General features: G+C 41.8%; 9 protein-coding genes, 4 tRNA genes, 8 rRNA genes and 1 pseudogene. 17 read left to right on the forward strand and 5 right to left on the reverse strand.

Annotation, left to right across the window (positions count from 1 at the left end; translation table 11 throughout):
- Window positions 1-2 precede the first annotated feature (2 nt).
- The 17 genes from ACHZAX_RS19955 (at window position 3) to rrf (ACHZAX_RS20035) (ending at window position 16,932) form a co-directional block, all read left to right on the forward strand.
- A complete protein-coding gene (locus ACHZAX_RS19955) occupies window positions 3-2,285 on the forward strand; it encodes a TonB-dependent receptor (RefSeq protein WP_320020300.1) in 2,283 nt (760 codons plus the stop codon).
- Complete coding sequence (locus ACHZAX_RS19960; RefSeq protein ID WP_320020301.1) at window positions 2,275-3,087, forward strand: DUF4249 family protein; 813 nt, start codon at window positions 2,275-2,277, stop codon at window positions 3,085-3,087. Before ACHZAX_RS19955 ends, ACHZAX_RS19960 begins: the two co-directional genes overlap by 11 nt.
- Window positions 3,088-3,830: 743 nt before the next feature.
- Window positions 3,831-5,350: ribosomal RNA gene (locus ACHZAX_RS19965) — 16S ribosomal RNA — on the forward strand.
- Between the two features lie 146 nt (window positions 5,351-5,496).
- Window positions 5,497-5,570, forward strand: a tRNA-Ile gene (locus ACHZAX_RS19970).
- Between the two features lie 107 nt (window positions 5,571-5,677).
- A tRNA-Ala gene (locus ACHZAX_RS19975) sits at window positions 5,678-5,751 on the forward strand.
- 120 nt (window positions 5,752-5,871) lie between these two features.
- A 23S ribosomal RNA gene (locus ACHZAX_RS19980) occupies window positions 5,872-8,748 on the forward strand.
- Between the two features lie 106 nt (window positions 8,749-8,854).
- Window positions 8,855-8,966: ribosomal RNA gene (gene rrf / locus ACHZAX_RS19985) — 5S ribosomal RNA — on the forward strand.
- 114 nt (window positions 8,967-9,080) lie between these two features.
- A 5S ribosomal RNA gene (rrf, locus tag ACHZAX_RS19990) occupies window positions 9,081-9,192 on the forward strand.
- The 16S, 23S and 5S rRNA genes sit together here with 2 tRNA genes alongside, the layout of an rRNA operon.
- 543 nt (window positions 9,193-9,735) lie before the next feature.
- Entirely contained in the window at window positions 9,736-9,879 is a 144-nt protein-coding gene (locus tag ACHZAX_RS19995) for a helix-turn-helix domain-containing protein (protein WP_394698297.1), read from the forward strand.
- A gap of 67 nt (window positions 9,880-9,946) precedes the next feature.
- Window positions 9,947-10,207: a hypothetical protein gene (locus tag ACHZAX_RS20000; RefSeq protein ID WP_320020302.1), complete on the forward strand. Its 261-nt coding sequence runs from the start codon at window positions 9,947-9,949 to the stop codon at window positions 10,205-10,207.
- A complete protein-coding gene (locus ACHZAX_RS20005) occupies window positions 10,204-10,650 on the forward strand; it encodes a hypothetical protein (protein ID WP_320020303.1) in 447 nt (148 codons plus the stop codon). The genes ACHZAX_RS20000 and ACHZAX_RS20005 overlap by 4 nt, the downstream gene beginning before the upstream one ends.
- Before the next feature lie 924 nt (window positions 10,651-11,574).
- Window positions 11,575-13,094: ribosomal RNA gene (locus ACHZAX_RS20010) — 16S ribosomal RNA — on the forward strand.
- Window positions 13,095-13,240: 146 nt separating this feature from the next.
- Window positions 13,241-13,314: transfer RNA gene (locus ACHZAX_RS20015), tRNA-Ile, on the forward strand.
- A 107-nt stretch (window positions 13,315-13,421) separates the two neighbouring features.
- Window positions 13,422-13,495, forward strand: a tRNA-Ala gene (locus tag ACHZAX_RS20020).
- A 120-nt stretch (window positions 13,496-13,615) separates the two neighbouring features.
- Window positions 13,616-16,492: ribosomal RNA gene (locus ACHZAX_RS20025) — 23S ribosomal RNA — on the forward strand.
- A 106-nt stretch (window positions 16,493-16,598) separates the two neighbouring features.
- A 5S ribosomal RNA gene (rrf, locus tag ACHZAX_RS20030) occupies window positions 16,599-16,710 on the forward strand.
- Window positions 16,711-16,824: 114 nt separating this feature from the next.
- Window positions 16,825-16,932, forward strand: a 5S ribosomal RNA gene (gene rrf / locus ACHZAX_RS20035).
- A 31-nt stretch (window positions 16,933-16,963) separates the two neighbouring features.
- Here rrf (ACHZAX_RS20035) and ACHZAX_RS20040 read toward each other — a convergent pair.
- The 5 genes and pseudogenes from ACHZAX_RS20040 to ACHZAX_RS20060 form a co-directional block, all read right to left on the reverse strand.
- Window positions 16,964-17,125: pseudogene (locus ACHZAX_RS20040) on the reverse strand (IS256 family transposase); the annotation flags it as partial.
- Window positions 17,126-17,242: 117 nt separating this feature from the next.
- Entirely contained in the window at window positions 17,243-17,881 is a 639-nt protein-coding gene (locus ACHZAX_RS20045) for a hypothetical protein (protein ID WP_320020304.1), read from the reverse strand.
- Window positions 17,817-18,056 (reverse strand): DUF2931 family protein, encoded by a 240-nt coding sequence (locus ACHZAX_RS20050; RefSeq protein WP_394698309.1) that lies wholly within the window; start codon window positions 18,054-18,056, stop codon window positions 17,817-17,819. The genes ACHZAX_RS20045 and ACHZAX_RS20050 overlap by 65 nt, the downstream gene beginning before the upstream one ends.
- A gap of 2 nt (window positions 18,057-18,058) precedes the next feature.
- A complete protein-coding gene (locus tag ACHZAX_RS20055; protein ID WP_320020305.1) occupies window positions 18,059-18,250 on the reverse strand; it encodes a hypothetical protein in 192 nt (63 codons plus the stop codon).
- 39 nt (window positions 18,251-18,289) lie between these two features.
- Entirely contained in the window at window positions 18,290-19,930 is a 1,641-nt protein-coding gene (locus ACHZAX_RS20060) for a T6SS phospholipase effector Tle1-like catalytic domain-containing protein (RefSeq protein ID WP_320020306.1), read from the reverse strand.
- Between the last annotated feature and the right edge of the window lie 11 nt (window positions 19,931-19,941).

Genomic DNA, 19,941 nt, shown 5'->3' on the forward strand with positions numbered 1-19,941 from the left:
ACATGTCTCAATTTTTACGACTGAATTTATTGATTTCAGTTTTGCTTGTACTTATACAACCTTCGTTTGCTCAAATGTCAATTAAAGGGATTGTTGTGGATCAATCAAGTGGTTTGCCAATCGAACGGGTAAGTCTAAGTGGTTTATCGGTAAATAAAAATGCTGTAACCAAAACGAATGGAGTATTTTTAATCGAAAATGTTCAAATGGATTCGGTGTTATTTGCAATTCGTCATGTATCGTATCGTGCAGATACTTTATGGATTAGTGCGAATACGGAAAATTTAATTATTGAGCTTGCTCCTTTGGTAATTAAATTGGACAACATTAGCGTATCAGCTATGGCGCAAAGAAAAAGTAAAAGACCGGTTGATAATGTAATATTGGGAATAAAGGAAATTGAAGCTTTACCAATCCAACTTGGCGAAGTAGATGTTTTGAAAGCATTAGAAGTTCAGCCAGGAGTCTTTAGAACCAGTGAATTGAGTTCGGCAATAAATGTAAGAGGTGGATCTGGTGGACACAATAGTTTTTTGCTAGACGGGCAAACCATATTTAATCCTAATCACCTATTGGGCTTTATGAGTACATTCAATGCTGATTTAATAGAAGGGGTTGAAATGAGCAAAAGTGGTTATCATCCAAATTTGGGAGGTAGTTTATCTTCATTTATCCAGATATACAATAGAATTGGTAACACCGATCAATATAAAGGCAAAATAGGAATTGGACTACTGTCTTCCAGGTTAATGATAGAAGGACCTCTAAAAAAAAATAAATCATCGATAATAATTGGTGCTCGTAAGTCTTATTTTGACCTTTTCACAAAAACCTATAATAGAATTCATGAAGGGAAAATTGATTTTACTCCTCTTCCGGAATATCATTATAATGATATTCAGTTTAAACTTCATTCGAGTTTAGGCTCCAAAAGTTTTATTGAATTTATTGGTTTTAATAGCTCCGATAAATTGGATTTGATAAAAGAGAGCAGTAAAAAACTAAACACTGGTTGGAGCAATAAATTTTTGGCACTTCACTTAAAATATTATCCTTCAAGCAAAAATTATTTTAGTTTTAATTCAGGAGTTAGCTCTTATTCGTTTGATTTGGATAGAGATTTTAATAGTCATTTGTTAATGCGTAGTGATATTTATCGTTGGAACAATTCTTTTAATTGGGAAAGGGAGTTTTCTAAAGTATTAAATATTTCAAGTGGATTATTTTTTGATCGAACCTGGTATAGGCATAACAACAGGAAATTAGAGAACCAATTACTGCTTGAAGAACAAAGTGAAAAGCTTCAATCAATATATACAGGAGCGTATATTCAATCGGAAATAAATTTGTCTTCCACAGTCAGGTTTGATTTGGGATTAAGGCTAAATAGTTTCTTTCAAGACAAATGGTTTTTGAAACCTGCTCCCCGATTAGTTTTGGCTTATGCAAAAAATGATTTGCGAATCAACCTTACATATGCCCGGACTTATCAGTTTGATCATTTGATTACAGCATATGGCATGAATTTGCCTAACGATATTTGGTACCCATCTGGTAGCGATTTTCCGGAAGAGAGCTCTGATCAGGTGACTATAGGAGCTAAAAAGAAGTTCAATAAAATTTTACAGGGCGGTATTTCTTTGTTTTACCGAAAAATGAATCATCAGTTCGATTATAAGGAAGGAGCAGATATAGTATTCGAAAGTGTAAGTGAGCAAATACTTATAGGAAAAGGTGAGGCCAAAGGAATAGAGGCTAATTTCAATTTATCCTTAGGTAATATAGTGAGTGATATTAACTATACTTTGGCAGACACATGGCGAAAAACAGATGGTATTAATAATGGACAGAAATATCATCCTTCATTTGATATTACCCATAATGTTAATGCATCGTTTCAATACAAGATAAAAGCAAATTTGTCTTTTTGTGCATCTTGGTTTTTTGCTTCAGCTCAATATATCACTTATCCCCAAGGATTAATGTTGGTTCAAGGATTTGGAAATGACATTGCAAAACAAAATTTGGTTCCTTTGTATGGGAAGAGAAATAATGTTCAAATGCCTTCAACTCATCGTCTTGATTTGTCCTTAAATTATTCAAAGGAGCATTCAAAGGGGCGGTCTGCAATAAGTTTAGGTGTGTATAATGTTTACAACAAGGCAAATCCATATTTCGTTTATTTTGATACAGAGAAATCAGAAATGAATTCAACCCGAATAATACCTAAACAAAAATCAATGATTCCATTTTTACCCAGTTTTAATTACAGCTATGAATTTTAATCGAAGACAAATGCGTAGTGCTTTTATATGGACAGTATTGATTGTGATCACCCAAACGCTGCTATCATGCATGCTCAAAGATGATGTAGATATTGAATTCCCGGATGTAGAAAGCCAAATGATGCTTGAATGTTATTTATGTCCGGAGGAAAATTATGAGTTGACATTTATGGAAACGAATAAGCTTAGTGAAGATCTAATTCTTCAGCTCAATTGGAATGCAGATATCACTATTAGATCCTATCATGACACTATTTCCCTTTTTAATATTTTGAATATAGAGAAAGAAACGGGGTATGTATTCAATTACGGTACTCCATCAATTGTACCGAATAATGAGAGCGGAACTTACTATCTGGATGTTGTTACAGAATCTGGCATTAAAATTACAGCTCAAACGAATATTGTATCTCCTGTTAAAATTAGTGAAATACAGCTTAAAGATAAAAATCTAAGTGTTCTTTTCACAGCAGATACTGATTCGGCTCAACGGTATTATTCTTTGTTAGTGGAAGGATATCTGGATGGTGAATATACAAAAGTAAGAGACTATATAAATGCAAGTAAAACAAATGAGAATGAAATTACTTATTCGGTTAAAGCGAGTTTTTATAAATGGGAATCAATAAAAGTAAAGTTATTTCATATTACTATGGATAACTATCATTTTCAAATGTCAGCGAAAAATGCCTTAGTCGCTAATATGGATCCATTTTCTGTTCCAGAGGAGATTAAGTCAAATGTAAGTGGCGCAAAAGGGATATTTACGTACTTTACTGTAGATTCTTTACAGATTAAATAGTTTAGTAGTTCGTATATTTCTGATTTCGATTTTCATTAACAATACTTTACGTGGTATTACAAATACCAGTCATATCTTTATTTCAAAGATTAAAGTAGTTTTATTTTATCGGGTTATAAAATGCTTGTAATTTGGAACACCATCAGGAATCATTCACTCATTTACTTTTCATCAAAAATTATTCAATCAGGTTATCAATGAGTTAAGATAATGTTTAGAAATACTTTCCAAATGCATTAGGAATTGGGAAAAATAATCATTTATCTTTGCACCGCTTTCAAAGGAAAGTGTCCAGTGTTTAGAGTGATTTGGGGAGTAATTTTTTTATCACGGGAACGGGCTTTATTTTTTTTGAAATTTTTTCACTTAGGGATTAGGATTTATTAAAATAAAAGATTTATCTTTGCACCCGCTTTCAGAGCTAACGAGCTTGTGGGTCACCAGGAAACTTGGGGATTACAGCGAAATTACCCTGAAAAAAAAGTTGAAAAAAGATTTGCAGATTAGGAATTAAATTCTTTATCTTTGCACTCGCTTTCAGAGACAGAAACGACTGTCTTAATTAGAGAATGAAATTTTAGAACAGGCTGCCTTTTTAAGGAAGGGGAAAACGGCCGGCAGAAGTTCTTTGAAAATATTGGAAACAAGAAGTTAGGTAAATACAGGGAATAATAACCTTGTCAATAAAGAATTACGATAACTATAAATACATCCGGGAGCAGAATTACAACAAAAGTTTTTATACAACGAAGAGTTTGATCCTGGCTCAGGATGAACGCTAGCGACAGGCCTAACACATGCAAGTCGAGGGGTATAGGCAGCTTGCTGTCTAGAGACCGGCGCACGGGTGAGTAACGCGTATGCAACCTGCCTTTTACCGGGGGATAGCCCAAAGAAATTTGGATTAATACCGCATAATATATTTAGATCGCATGGTTTGAATATTAAATCTACGGAGGTAAAAGATGGGCATGCGTAGCATTAGTTAGTTGGTGAGGTAACGGCTCACCAAGACGATGATGCTTAGGGGGTCTGAGAGGATAGTCCCCCACACTGGTACTGAGACACGGACCAGACTCCTACGGGAGGCAGCAGTGAGGAATATTGGTCAATGGGCGCAAGCCTGAACCAGCCATGTCGCGTGCAGGATGACGGCCCTATGGGTTGTAAACTGCTTTTTTACAGGAATAAACTTTGCTACGTGTAGTGAACTGAAGGTACTGTAAGAATAAGGATCGGCTAACTCCGTGCCAGCAGCCGCGGTAATACGGAGGATCCAAGCGTTATCCGGATTTATTGGGTTTAAAGGGTCCGTAGGCGGGCTTTTAAGTCAGTGGTGAAATCCCGGAGCTCAACTCCGGAACTGCCATTGATACTGAAGGCCTTGAATTTAGTTGAGGTGGGCGGAATACGTTATGTAGCGGTGAAATGCATAGATATAACGTAGAACACCGATTGCGAAGGCAGCTCACTAAGCTAACATTGACGCTGATGGACGAAAGCGTGGGGAGCGAACAGGATTAGATACCCTGGTAGTCCACGCCGTAAACGATGATTACTCGTTGTGCACAATACACCGTGCGTGACTGAGCGAAAGCATTAAGTAATCCACCTGGGGAGTACGTTCGCAAGAATGAAACTCAAAGGAATTGACGGGGGCCCGCACAAGCGGAGGAACATGTGGTTTAATTCGATGATACGCGAGGAACCTTACCTGGACTTAAATGTAGATTGACCGGCTTGGAAACAGGCTTTCTCTTCGGAGCAATTTACAAGGTGCTGCATGGTTGTCGTCAGCTCGTGCCGTGAGGTGTCGGGTTAAGTCCCATAACGAGCGCAACCCCTATCGTTAGTTGCTAACAGGTTAAGCTGAGGACTCTAGCGAGACTGCCACCGTAAGGTGAGAGGAAGGTGGGGATGACGTCAAATCAGCACGGCCCTTACGTCCAGGGCTACACACGTGTTACAATGGCCAGTACAAAGGGCAGCTACCAGGTGACTGGATGCTAATCTCAAAAGCTGGTCTCAGTTCGGATCGGAGTCTGCAACTCGACTCCGTGAAGTTGGATTCGCTAGTAATCGTAGATCAGCAACGCTACGGTGAATACGTTCCCGGGCCTTGTACACACCGCCCGTCAAGCCATGGAAGCCGAGGGGACCTGAAGTACGTAACCGCAAGGAGCGTCCTAGGGTAAAATTGGTAACTGGGGCTAAGTCGTAACAAGGTAGCCGTACCGGAAGGTGTGGCTGGAACACCTCCTTTCTGGAGCTTGGAAGTATTGTACTATAGGAATTTTGATTCGATAAGAGTTATAGTCTGTATTTCCTGACTGATTGTTTTCATAAATTTATTTATACCATAACCCATAGCGTTAGGGTGTTTTCACCGCTAAGCAGGTAGGTAGTAATAGTCCTGTAGCTCAGTTGGTTAGAGCACTACACTGATAATGTAGGGGTCCGCAGTTCAAATCTGCGCAGGACTACTATTAAGTTATGAATTAAGAATTAGGAATTATGAATTACGAAATTGAAAGAGGACGTAATTTGGAATTAAAGATTTTTAATTAGTAATAGAGTGAAACGATACTATGGGGGATTAGCTCAGTTGGCTAGAGCGCCTGCCTTGCACGCAGGAGGTCATCGGTTCGACTCCGATATTCTCCACACAAATACGATGGTGTATTTAAAGTTCTTTGACATATTGAAACAAAATTAAAGTAGAAGTAACTAAAGTAAAGAAACAGGGATGAATACCGGTAACGGGATTTATTTTTGTTAACACAATAAGAAGTAATTAAGAGCGTATGGCGGATGCCTTGGCTCTCAGAGGCGATGAAGGACGTGATAAGCTGCGATAAGTCATGGAGAGGTGCAAATAACCTTTGACCCGTGAATTTCCGAATGGGGCAACCCACCTGTTTTAACAGGTATCCAGCAATGGAAGCAAACCCGGAGAACTGAAACATCTAAGTACCCGGAGGAGAAGAAAACAAAAGTGATTCCCCCAGTAGTGGCGATCGAACGGGGATCAGCCCAAACCTGTATTGTTTCGGCAATGTAGGGGTTGTAGGACTGCAATACGAGAAGTGGCGTGAAGTGGAAGTGTTTGGAAAGACACACCGCAGGGGGTGATAGTCCCGTACACGTAAGCAAAACCAATCCAGCAGTATCCTGAGTAGCGCGGAACACGAGAAATTCTGTGTGAATCTGCCGGGACCATCCGGTAAGGCTAAATACTCCTGAGAGACCGATAGTGAACAAGTACCGTGAGGGAAAGGTGAAAAGCACCTCGAACAGAGGAGTGAAAAAGTACCTGAAACCATACGCTTACAAGCGGTCGGAGCACCTTTTGGTGTGACGGCGTGCCTTTTGCATAATGAGCCTACGAGTTACTCCTCACTAGCGAGATTAAGGGCTTCAGGTCCGTAGTCGAAGCGAAAGCGAGTCTGAATAGGGCGTAAAGTTAGTGGGGGTAGACGCGAAACTTGGTGATCTACCCATGGTCAGGCTGAAGCTCTGTTAATCCAGAGTGGAGGGCCCAACCCGTTGACGTTGAAAAGTCTTGGGATGAACTGTGGGTAGGGGTGAAAGGCCAATCAAACTGAGAAATAGCTCGTACTCCCCGAAATGCATTTAGGTGCAGCGTCAGAGTCGAGAGTTATAGAGGTAGAGCTACTGATTGGATGCGAGGGCTTCACCGCCTATCAAATCCAGACAAACTCCGAATGCTATAACTTATATCTGGCAGTGAGCCCGTGGGTGCTAAGGTCCACGGACGAGAGGGAAAGAACCCAGACCATCAGCTAAGGTCCCCAAATGTATGTTAAGTTGAACTAACGAGGTGAGATTGCATTGACAGCTAGGATGTTGGCTTGGAAGCAGCCATTCATTTAAAGAGTGCGTAACAGCTCACTAGTCGAGCGATCCTGCATGGATGATAATCGGGCATAAAACATACTACCGAAGCTATGGATTTAGAATTTATTCTAACTGGTAGGGGAGCATTCCAGCGGCGCAGAAGCAGTGTGGTAATGCATTGTGGAGCTTCTGGAAAAGCAAATGTAGGCATAAGTAACGATAATGCGGGTGAGAAACCCGCACGCCAATAGACTAAGGTTTCCTGATCAACGCTAATCGGATCAGGGTTAGTCGGGACCTAAGGGGCAGCCGAAAGGCGAACTCGATGGACAACGGGTTAATATTCCCGTACCGGCATTAACTGCGATGGGGTGACGAAGAGATGAAAGCACCGCGAACTGACGGAATAGTTCGTTGAAGACCGTACGTGATGATAGATGCAGGCAAATCCGCATCTTGAGCTGAAAGTCGATAGTACTGCAATGCTACGGCAGCGCAGATAGTGTGCCTAATTTTACTTCCAAGAAAAACCTCTAAGCATCAGGTTAAAGCTGCCCGTACCACAAACCGACACAGGTAGTCAAGTAGAGTATACTAAGGCGCTCGAGTGATTCATGGCTAAGGAACTCGGCAAAATAGTCCTGTAACTTCGGGAGAAAGGACGCTCTCAGCGATGAGAGCCGCAGTGAAATGGCCCAGGCGACTGTTTATCAAAAACACATGGCTTTGCAAAAACGAAAGTTGAAGTATAAGGCCTGACACCTGCCCGGTGCTGGAAGGTTAAGTGGAGATGTTATTTTCGGAGAAGCATTGAAATGAAGCCCCAGTAAACGGCGGCCGTAACTATAACGGTCCTAAGGTAGCGAAATTCCTTGTCGGGTAAGTTCCGACCTGCACGAATGGTGTAACGATCTGGGCACTGTCTCAGCCATGAGCTCGGTGAAATTGTAGTATCGGTGAAGATGCCGATTACCCGCAACGGGACGGAAAGACCCCGTGCACCTTTACTGCAGCTTCACATTGATTTTGGGTAAGTAATGTGTAGGATAGGACGGAGACTACGAAGCGGGTTCGCCAGGACTAGTGGAGTCAACCTTGAAATACGTCCCTTTGCTTATCTGGAGTCTAACGTCTGACGACGGACAGTGTGTGGTGGGTAGTTTGACTGGGGTGGTCGCCTCCAAAAGAGTAACGGAGGCTTCTAAAGGTACCCTCAACACGTTTGGTAATCGTGTGAAGAGTGCAATGGCACAAGGGTGCTTGACTGTGAGACATACAGGTCGATCAGGTACGAAAGTAGAGCATAGTGATCCGGTGGTTCCGCATGGAAGGGCCATCGCTCAAAGGATAAAAGGTACGCCGGGGATAACAGGCTGATCGCTCCCAAGAGCTCATATCGACGGAGCGGTTTGGCACCTCGATGTCGGCTCGTCACATCCTGGGGCTGGAGAAGGTCCCAAGGGTTGGGCTGTTCGCCCATTAAAGTGGCACGCGAGCTGGGTTCAGAACGTCGTGAGACAGTTCGGTCCCTATCTGTTGTGGGCGTTGGAAATTTGAGAGGATCTGACTCTAGTACGAGAGGACCGGGTTGGACGAACCTCTGGTGCATCTGTTGTGGCGCCAGCTGCATTGCAGAGTAGCTACGTTCGGAAGGGATAAGTGCTGAAAGCATCTAAGCACGAAGCCTACCTCAAGATGAGATTTCCTTTAAGGGTCGTTGGAGACTACGACGTTGATAGGTTGCAGGTGTAAAGGCGGTGACGTCAAAGCCGAGCAATACTAATTACCCTAAAACTTCTGAGTGGGGTGTTCATTTCTGAATTTTTTCGGAAGTTATTTTTACTTTGATTTTTTTGATATGTCTATGATATTATCTTGAGGGTGTAAGCCCAATATTAGATGAATGATTTTAGGTGTCTATTGCATCGGGGTTCCACCTCTTCCCATTCCGAACAGAGAAGTTAAGCCCGATAGCGCCGATGGTACTGCCTTTTTGGTGGGAGAGTAGGTCGACGCCAACTTTTAAAGAGTCTTGTTCCAATGAGGAATGAGACTCTTTTTTGTTATAAAATATTTTTGTGCCGGATGGATTTGGTACGATTAAGGAGTAGATCCTCCAAAAGGATCAAAAGAATTAAGGTGTTTATAGCAGCAGGGTTCCACCTCTTTCCATTCCGAACAGTAAAGTTAAGCCTGTCAGCGCCGATGGTACTGCCTTTTTGGTGGGAGAGTAGGTCAGCGCCAACTTTTAAAAGAGTCTTGCTCCATTTGGAACAAGACTCTTTTTTTATGTGCTAAAATCAAAGAAATTTGTTTGCCATATTGATATAAACTTAAACAGTAGGAGTGTATTTATAGATTCCAGGATTTACTCTTGTCTATTTTATTTTTTGAGCAGAAAAGTTAAGATTATTGGCCTTGATACTTAGTTGTCAAATTGCAGTCCTGGATAATAAACCGGCAACAATTTAAAAAGAATCTTATTTCAACTATCTGATGTGACTCTTTTTATGTTGTTTCTTATAAAAGTGGGTTGTCTATAGGTGTGTAAAATGGATAATATTTATTGACATTAGAAAGTAGAGTATCAAAGTATTGGAAATTGTATTAGAAAAGAGCGTATACATTTGTTCTCAATTATTCTTTAAGACATAAACGATAAGTTTGTTGGTGGTGATACTAATACCTGGATGTTTATATTAATTAGGAAGTAGTCCACTCTTCAATCGAAAAGTATACCACTATTTATTCACAAGATGAACAAAATTTGTTCATTGCAAAATGATAAGTATGTATACAAAACAGGAGATTATCATCCGCAGTTATCGTAGTGCCCAAAGTCAGCGACAGATTTCAAAAGAACTATCGATCAGTCGGCGAACGGTAAAAAAGTATATTGAAGGGTACGAGATGCAATATATTGCGAAGCGCTGATACGAGCGAAGCTCATTCAGCATATCTCTCAACAGCTCCATCTTATCGAGTTTCTAAAAGGGGTAAGTTGCGACTTACACAAGAAATTACCGATGAGATTGACCAACTGCTTTTAAAGAATCAGGAGAAGTTATCGTTAGGACAGCGTAAGCAGTTGCTGAAGAAGATAGATATCCTTGAAGTCCTTCACTCTAAAGGCTATGATATTGGTTATACTACGGTATGTAATTACATCAGTTCCAAATCAAAACGAGTATCCGAAAAGAGGCTTTTATCCGACAGAGTTATGCTCCAGGCAGTGTTTGCGAATTTGATTGGGGAGAAGTGAAACTAAGGATAGATGGTGTACTCATTCGATTTAATCTTGCTGTTTTTACTTCGGCTTACAGCAATTACCGCTATGCCATGCTTTATCATCATCAGGATAGTTTATCGTTCATGGAATCACATATGTCATTCTTTTCACACATCGAGGGTGTATATCACAATATGGTGTACGATAATATGAGAGTTGCTGTAGCCCGTTTTGTGGGTAAGTACGAAAAAGAACCCACTCAGGCTTTGCTTGCTATGCGTGGTCATTACCAATTTAATCATCGGTTTTGTAATGCTTACCGAGGTAACGAAAAAGGACACGTAGAGCGCAGTGTTGACCATGTGTGGCGTAAAGCATTTGCTTATACGTCAGATTTTGCTGATATGGATTTAGCGATAGCCCATCTTCAGCGGGTATTAACTAAAATCAACAATACGAGTGTTTATTTCAATTGAAAAGTATATCAGAGTTTCAATCAAAAATAGTTTGTTCAATAGCAGGATAAGATTTAAAGATGTATAGATACAAGCTTTCATTTTCTTGTTTTACTATTCCGCGAGATAGATTAATTAAGGACAGATAATTTCTAATTGATGTTTTTTAATAAAGATGATGATTGATTTAATCCGACCATTCCCAATTTTCTATAAAAAGAATAGTAAAATTGGTCGGGCTATCCGCTAAATCTTTTACCTCGTTCCTCACTAAAAGGATATCGCTTCTATCCCTAATGGGGGATTCTCCCGATCATCAGCGAATCATGTTTTACTCAGCACCATCAGGAATCATTCACTCATTTACTTTTCATCAAAAATTATTCAATCAGGTTATCAATGAGTTAAGATAATGTTTAGAAATACTTTCCAAATGCATTAGGAATTGGGAAAAATAATCATTTATCTTTGCACCGCTTTCAAAGGAAAGTGTCCAGTGTTTAGAGTGATTTGGGGAGTAATTTTTTTATCACAGGAACGGGCTTTATTTTTTTTGAAATTTTTTCACTTAGGGATTAGGATTTATTAAAATAAAAGATTTATCTTTGCACCCGCTTTCGGAGCTAACGAGCTTGTGGGTCACCAGGAAACTTGGGGATTACAGCGAAATTACCCTGAAAAAAAAGTTGAAAAAAGATTTGCAGATTAGGAATTAAATTCTTTATCTTTGCACTCGCTTTCAGAGACAGAAACGACTGTCTTAATTAGAGAATGAAATTTTAGAACAGGCTGCCTTTTTAAGGAAGGGGAAAACGGCCGGCAGAAGTTCTTTGAAAATATTGGAAACAAGAAGTTAGGTAAATACAGGGAATAATAACCTTGTCAATAAAGAATTACGATAACTATAAATACATCCGGGAGCAGAATTACAACAAAAGTTTTTATACAACGAAGAGTTTGATCCTGGCTCAGGATGAACGCTAGCGACAGGCCTAACACATGCAAGTCGAGGGGTATAGGCAGCTTGCTGTCTAGAGACCGGCGCACGGGTGAGTAACGCGTATGCAACCTGCCTTTTACCGGGGGATAGCCCAAAGAAATTTGGATTAATACCGCATAATATATTTAGATCGCATGGTTTGAATATTAAATCTACGGAGGTAAAAGATGGGCATGCGTAGCATTAGTTAGTTGGTGAGGTAACGGCTCACCAAGACGATGATGCTTAGGGGGTCTGAGAGGATAGTCCCCCACACTGGTACTGAGACACGGACCAGACTCCTACGGGAGGCAGCAGTGAGGAATATTGGTCAATGGGCGCAAGCCTGAACCAGCCATGTCGCGTGCAGGATGACGGCCCTATGGGTTGTAAACTGCTTTTTTACAGGAATAAACTTTGCTACGTGTAGTGAACTGAAGGTACTGTAAGAATAAGGATCGGCTAACTCCGTGCCAGCAGCCGCGGTAATACGGAGGATCCAAGCGTTATCCGGATTTATTGGGTTTAAAGGGTCCGTAGGCGGGCTTTTAAGTCAGTGGTGAAATCCCGGAGCTCAACTCCGGAACTGCCATTGATACTGAAGGCCTTGAATTTAGTTGAGGTGGGCGGAATACGTTATGTAGCGGTGAAATGCATAGATATAACGTAGAACACCGATTGCGAAGGCAGCTCACTAAGCTAACATTGACGCTGATGGACGAAAGCGTGGGGAGCGAACAGGATTAGATACCCTGGTAGTCCACGCCGTAAACGATGATTACTCGTTGTGCACAATACACCGTGCGTGACTGAGCGAAAGCATTAAGTAATCCACCTGGGGAGTACGTTCGCAAGAATGAAACTCAAAGGAATTGACGGGGGCCCGCACAAGCGGAGGAACATGTGGTTTAATTCGATGATACGCGAGGAACCTTACCTGGACTTAAATGTAGATTGACCGGCTTGGAAACAGGCTTTCTCTTCGGAGCAATTTACAAGGTGCTGCATGGTTGTCGTCAGCTCGTGCCGTGAGGTGTCGGGTTAAGTCCCATAACGAGCGCAACCCCTATCGTTAGTTGCTAACAGGTTAAGCTGAGGACTCTAGCGAGACTGCCACCGTAAGGTGAGAGGAAGGTGGGGATGACGTCAAATCAGCACGGCCCTTACGTCCAGGGCTACACACGTGTTACAATGGCCAGTACAAAGGGCAGCTACCAGGTGACTGGATGCTAATCTCAAAAGCTGGTCTCAGTTCGGATCGGAGTCTGCAACTCGACTCCGTGAAGTTGGATTCGCTAGTAATCGTAGATCAGCAACGCTACGGTGAATACGTTCCCGGGCCTTGTACACACCGCCCGTCAAGCCATGGAAGCCGAGGGGACCTGAAGTACGTAACCGCAAGGAGCGTCCTAGGGTAAAATTGGTAACTGGGGCTAAGTCGTAACAAGGTAGCCGTACCGGAAGGTGTGGCTGGAACACCTCCTTTCTGGAGCTTGGAAGTATTGTACTATAGGAATTTTGATTCGATAAGAGTTATAGTCTGTATTTCCTGACTGATTGTTTTCATAAATTTATTTATACCATAACCCATAGCGTTAGGGTGTTTTCACCGCTAAGCAGGTAGGTAGTAATAGTCCTGTAGCTCAGTTGGTTAGAGCACTACACTGATAATGTAGGGGTCCGCAGTTCAAATCTGCGCAGGACTACTATTAAGTTATGAATTAAGAATTAGGAATTATGAATTACGAAATTGAAAGAGGACGTAATTTGGAATTAAAGATTTTTAATTAGTAATAGAGTGAAACGATACTATGGGGGATTAGCTCAGTTGGCTAGAGCGCCTGCCTTGCACGCAGGAGGTCATCGGTTCGACTCCGATATTCTCCACACAAATACGATGGTGTATTTAAAGTTCTTTGACATATTGAAACAAAATTAAAGTAGAAGTAACTAAAGTAAAGAAACAGGGATGAATACCGGTAACGGGATTTATTTTTGTTAACACAATAAGAAGTAATTAAGAGCGTATGGCGGATGCCTTGGCTCTCAGAGGCGATGAAGGACGTGATAAGCTGCGATAAGTCATGGAGAGGTGCAAATAACCTTTGACCCGTGAATTTCCGAATGGGGCAACCCACCTGTTTTAACAGGTATCCAGCAATGGAAGCAAACCCGGAGAACTGAAACATCTAAGTACCCGGAGGAGAAGAAAACAAAAGTGATTCCCCCAGTAGTGGCGATCGAACGGGGATCAGCCCAAACCTGTATTGTTTCGGCAATGTAGGGGTTGTAGGACTGCAATACGAGAAGTGGCGTGAAGTGGAAGTGTTTGGAAAGACACACCGCAGGGGGTGATAGTCCCGTACACGTAAGCAAAACCAATCCAGCAGTATCCTGAGTAGCGCGGAACACGAGAAATTCTGTGTGAATCTGCCGGGACCATCCGGTAAGGCTAAATACTCCTGAGAGACCGATAGTGAACAAGTACCGTGAGGGAAAGGTGAAAAGCACCTCGAACAGAGGAGTGAAAAAGTACCTGAAACCATACGCTTACAAGCGGTCGGAGCACCTTTTGGTGTGACGGCGTGCCTTTTGCATAATGAGCCTACGAGTTACTCCTCACTAGCGAGATTAAGGGCTTCAGGTCCGTAGTCGAAGCGAAAGCGAGTCTGAATAGGGCGTAAAGTTAGTGGGGGTAGACGCGAAACTTGGTGATCTACCCATGGTCAGGCTGAAGCTCTGTTAATCCAGAGTGGAGGGCCCAACCCGTTGACGTTGAAAAGTCTTGGGATGAACTGTGGGTAGGGGTGAAAGGCCAATCAAACTGAGAAATAGCTCGTACTCCCCGAAATGCATTTAGGTGCAGCGTCAGAGTCGAGAGTTATAGAGGTAGAGCTACTGATTGGATGCGAGGGCTTCACCGCCTATCAAATCCAGACAAACTCCGAATGCTATAACTTATATCTGGCAGTGAGCCCGTGGGTGCTAAGGTCCACGGACGAGAGGGAAAGAACCCAGACCATCAGCTAAGGTCCCCAAATGTATGTTAAGTTGAACTAACGAGGTGAGATTGCATTGACAGCTAGGATGTTGGCTTGGAAGCAGCCATTCATTTAAAGAGTGCGTAACAGCTCACTAGTCGAGCGATCCTGCATGGATGATAATCGGGCATAAAACATACTACCGAAGCTATGGATTTAGAATTTATTCTAACTGGTAGGGGAGCATTCCAGCGGCGCAGAAGCAGTGTGGTAATGCATTGTGGAGCTTCTGGAAAAGCAAATGTAGGCATAAGTAACGATAATGCGGGTGAGAAACCCGCACGCCAATAGACTAAGGTTTCCTGATCAACGCTAATCGGATCAGGGTTAGTCGGGACCTAAGGGGCAGCCGAAAGGCGAACTCGATGGACAACGGGTTAATATTCCCGTACCGGCATTAACTGCGATGGGGTGACGAAGAGATGAAAGCACCGCGAACTGACGGAATAGTTCGTTGAAGACCGTACGTGATGATAGATGCAGGCAAATCCGCATCTTGAGCTGAAAGTCGATAGTACTGCAATGCTACGGCAGCGCAGATAGTGTGCCTAATTTTACTTCCAAGAAAAACCTCTAAGCATCAGGTTAAAGCTGCCCGTACCACAAACCGACACAGGTAGTCAAGTAGAGTATACTAAGGCGCTCGAGTGATTCATGGCTAAGGAACTCGGCAAAATAGTCCTGTAACTTCGGGAGAAAGGACGCTCTCAGCGATGAGAGCCGCAGTGAAATGGCCCAGGCGACTGTTTATCAAAAACACATGGCTTTGCAAAAACGAAAGTTGAAGTATAAGGCCTGACACCTGCCCGGTGCTGGAAGGTTAAGTGGAGATGTTATTTTCGGAGAAGCATTGAAATGAAGCCCCAGTAAACGGCGGCCGTAACTATAACGGTCCTAAGGTAGCGAAATTCCTTGTCGGGTAAGTTCCGACCTGCACGAATGGTGTAACGATCTGGGCACTGTCTCAGCCATGAGCTCGGTGAAATTGTAGTATCGGTGAAGATGCCGATTACCCGCAACGGGACGGAAAGACCCCGTGCACCTTTACTGCAGCTTCACATTGATTTTGGGTAAGTAATGTGTAGGATAGGACGGAGACTACGAAGCGGGTTCGCCAGGACTAGTGGAGTCAACCTTGAAATACGTCCCTTTGCTTATCTGGAGTCTAACGTCTGACGACGGACAGTGTGTGGTGGGTAGTTTGACTGGGGTGGTCGCCTCCAAAAGAGTAACGGAGGCTTCTAAAGGTACCCTCAACACGTTTGGTAATCGTGTGAAGAGTGCAATGGCACAAGGGTGCTTGACTGTGAGACATACAGGTCGATCAGGTACGAAAGTAGAGCATAGTGATCCGGTGGTTCCGCATGGAAGGGCCATCGCTCAAAGGATAAAAGGTACGCCGGGGATAACAGGCTGATCGCTCCCAAGAGCTCATATCGACGGAGCGGTTTGGCACCTCGATGTCGGCTCGTCACATCCTGGGGCTGGAGAAGGTCCCAAGGGTTGGGCTGTTCGCCCATTAAAGTGGCACGCGAGCTGGGTTCAGAACGTCGTGAGACAGTTCGGTCCCTATCTGTTGTGGGCGTTGGAAATTTGAGAGGATCTGACTCTAGTACGAGAGGACCGGGTTGGACGAACCTCTGGTGCATCTGTTGTGGCGCCAGCTGCATTGCAGAGTAGCTACGTTCGGAAGGGATAAGTGCTGAAAGCATCTAAGCACGAAGCCTACCTCAAGATGAGATTTCCTTTAAGGGTCGTTGGAGACTACGACGTTGATAGGTTGCAGGTGTAAAGGCGGTGACGTCAAAGCCGAGCAATACTAATTACCCTAAAACTTCTGAGTGGGGTGTTCATTTCTGAATTTTTTCGGAAGTTATTTTTACTTTGATTTTTTTGATATGTCTATGATATTATCTTGAGGGTGTAAGCCCAATATTAGATGAATGATTTTAGGTGTCTATTGCATCGGGGTTCCACCTCTTCCCATTCCGAACAGAGAAGTTAAGCCCGATAGCGCCGATGGTACTGCCTTTTTGGTGGGAGAGTAGGTCGACGCCAACTTTTAAAGAGTCTTGTTCCAATGAGGAATGAGACTCTTTTTTGTTATAAAATATTTTTGTGCCGGATGGATTTGGTACGATTAAGGAGTAGATCCTCCAAAAGGATCAAAAGAATTAAGGTGTTTATAGCAGCAGGGTTCCACCTCTTTCCATTCCGAACAGTAAAGTTAAGCCTGTCAGCGCCGATGGTACTCAGACTTTCCCAAACTTGTTCGCACTTTCTTTGTACCGTAGCCATTTCTGGAATTATGGGCTATTGCCTTTTCGTGCTTCTCATAACCTAAATGATCATCAAGTTCCCCTTCGAGCATTTTCTCAATGCCTCGCTTTTGAACTTGCATCAGAAAGTCATTTAACTGTTTTCCTGTTTTGAATTGCTTTAAAATTTCATCGGTCAATAAATCTTTTGGTTCCATAGTAAGTGTGCTTTTAATATGAGACTAACCTAAAGTTATTTCCAATTTTTTTCTTGAGCTAGAAAAAGGCTCCGAAAAAACCAGAATAACTTTACTTACACACTTTATGGGATACTGCTACATATTGGCATCATCCTGATTTATCGACTTACCGATTTTACCTGTTTGTTGTATCTCTATTTCGTGTGTACTGCTACATAAAGTAACTGTTAACTTACGGGTATCGTAATTAGGTTTTAAGTGCATTACATAGGGTTCATCAGGGCATTCTGTACTCATTTTTGCAAATAAATCAAACATCTCTTTGGCATCAAAATATACGTCGCCGTAATATACAACTCCATCTTTTACCCATGTAAAATAGATCTCATTGGGTACTGCTTTTGTTTTAAAAAAGTTATGCTCTAATTCTTCACCATGCATCGTATCCATTTCGCCATTGTAAAATCTGGGCGAAATAAATATTGTTTTATTATGTGGTAGGCTATCTAGTGCAATGGTATAAGAGTAGCGCTGCCTAAAATTGGTTTTAAATGGTTCTTGCGTTATGCCGTGCTGAGCTATGTATTCGAGGGAGCCTTTTACTCTTTCCATAATAACCTGATTGTATTCCACCCTTGAATATTTTGTCATATTGGGATACATCGATTTCCAGTTGTACTCCATTTCTTCGCCTTGAAAATGGGCAATTTCAACGATTCTGCTTCCTCCTACCTGCATCCATAAGGCCACCCCACCCCCCCTTGGGATAGACATTAACAATGAGGTAGTTATACCGAGAATGTATTCCCTTTTGACTAGTAAAACCTTGCTTAAATAAAACTTCCATGGTATCAGCAGGGAGATCGAATTCGCCTTTGTAAAATTTATCTTCGGCATGCGAAAACCAGCCAAGGGTTAATTTATTGGGTACAAAATGCCCTGACGACATCTCTATGCCCCCAAGCCCCAACCACCATATTGACAAATGCCTGTAGTTATACCACAACTCTGTTCGCCGTTTGAAAACGAACCAAAAATGCTTCGAATAGGGTAGTGGTTTGGAGCATTAATACCTGGTTGCCAATCTAGTTTAAGTTGTTCTCCTTTTTTCGCAGGCTTGCATGCAAATAGATTGAGTGCCATAAATAAGTAAATTATATTAATTGTTTCATATGTATGAGTTTAACCTTGATTTATTCCTCGTGATGGTTTTGTACGTATACTGGCAGCATAAGGGTCGAAATAGGGTATTCCAGTAGCAGCTTTTAAATTACTACAATCGTGCGAGGTGTGAAAATACCGGGCTCTTAAGCCCATAAGCGTTACATGGTCTCTAATTTTTTGTTGTAACGCTGGATGTCCGGGATAATCATTGGCATTTAGCGGCTTACTTTGTCCAGTAGTTATAGCTGCATCATTATTTGTTTCTATATGCTCAACTCTATGAGGATTAACTATACTTAGCACATCCACTTTAGTTGCAAGCGGCTCGTTCAATAATGCTTTTGGATTCTCCTTTATTTTTACAAACTCAATTTCTCTGTCTATTTCCTTTCGGGTATAAAACTTCATTGGTTTTCCTTTTCTAAAAACGTAATTACGTAAGCGTTCATTGGTATAACTTAGTTTTTTCGGAATTTCATATTCATCATATATTGAGTCTTTAAACTTAACCCCTTGGGTATTGAGTTGAGCCTTATCTCTCATAATATGAAGAGGGATAAAGCTATATTCATTTTTAACTTTTTTAGTACCTACTGTTTTAATGTAACCTTGTGCATTAATTAGCCCCCTAGTTAAAGTGCCTAAGTAGCCAAATTTACACTCCAATTGTTTTTTGCTCCAATACCATCCTTCTTCCAACAGATATTGAACTTCATCTTTCATATCGTAATAACTACCTGCAAATACTATTTTATCTTTTTTTTTTGCAATGGGTGTATACGATCCACCAATATCGCAATGCACTCCTGGCAACTCTTTTTCAATGGCCGAGCTACCTTTTTGTTTTATTGTAGTTAATGCAAAATTTTTACGCCTTTCGTCCATAGCTGTAAGGTGTAATATATTTTTAGCTTTGCTTACTGCATCTAAATGTAAAGCCTTGGTTCCTCCATCTAATTTAGCCTTATAGGCAGGTACTGTATCGAATATACCTGCAAATTCAACTGTAATATCACCTTCGTATTTAAGTCCTTCCTTTTGTAAAGCTCCACCAAATGCACCAAAAGGTGGTTGCTCGGGGATGCTTATTGTTTGTACATAACCAGAGCTTGTTCCATATGATTGAGTTGTAGCTTCAACTTTACCCTTGCTTATTTCGTAAATAAAATGGCGTGCTGCCGCAGCCCCTCTGCTAAAACCAAATACATCAATAGTTAAGGAAGCAATTAAATCATCTTTAGCGATTGTTTCATACGCCTCTGCCAATTTTTTGCATCCTCGCTCTACTTTTTTAACAATACCAGTTGCTCCATCTCCAAAACCACCTCCATATTTATTGTCATCTCCCCCAAAATTAACGCCAACTTTTTGACCATCCTCATCCAGAATATCTTCTCCATCAGATGTTGTACCTATTCCTTCGATATATACGCAAGCTGTTCGTATGTCTATATTTGCGGGGTCGTCATCATAATTTTTAAACAAACGCGCTACATTACTATAATCATTGGCGTAACTATCATCTTTTGTTAGTCCAGATTTACCACTTCGTAAGCGTTTCTCATAAGCAGCTGCCATTTCACCATTATGTTTGTGGCCATGAACACCTTCAAAAAACTCTAATTTTCCGACATAAGGGACGTTTTTTTTTTTAGCCATATTCCTATTTG

The organism is Labilibaculum manganireducens, assembly GCF_963665805.2.
In the GTDB taxonomy this organism is placed as follows: domain Bacteria; phylum Bacteroidota; class Bacteroidia; order Bacteroidales; family Marinifilaceae; genus Labilibaculum; species Labilibaculum manganireducens.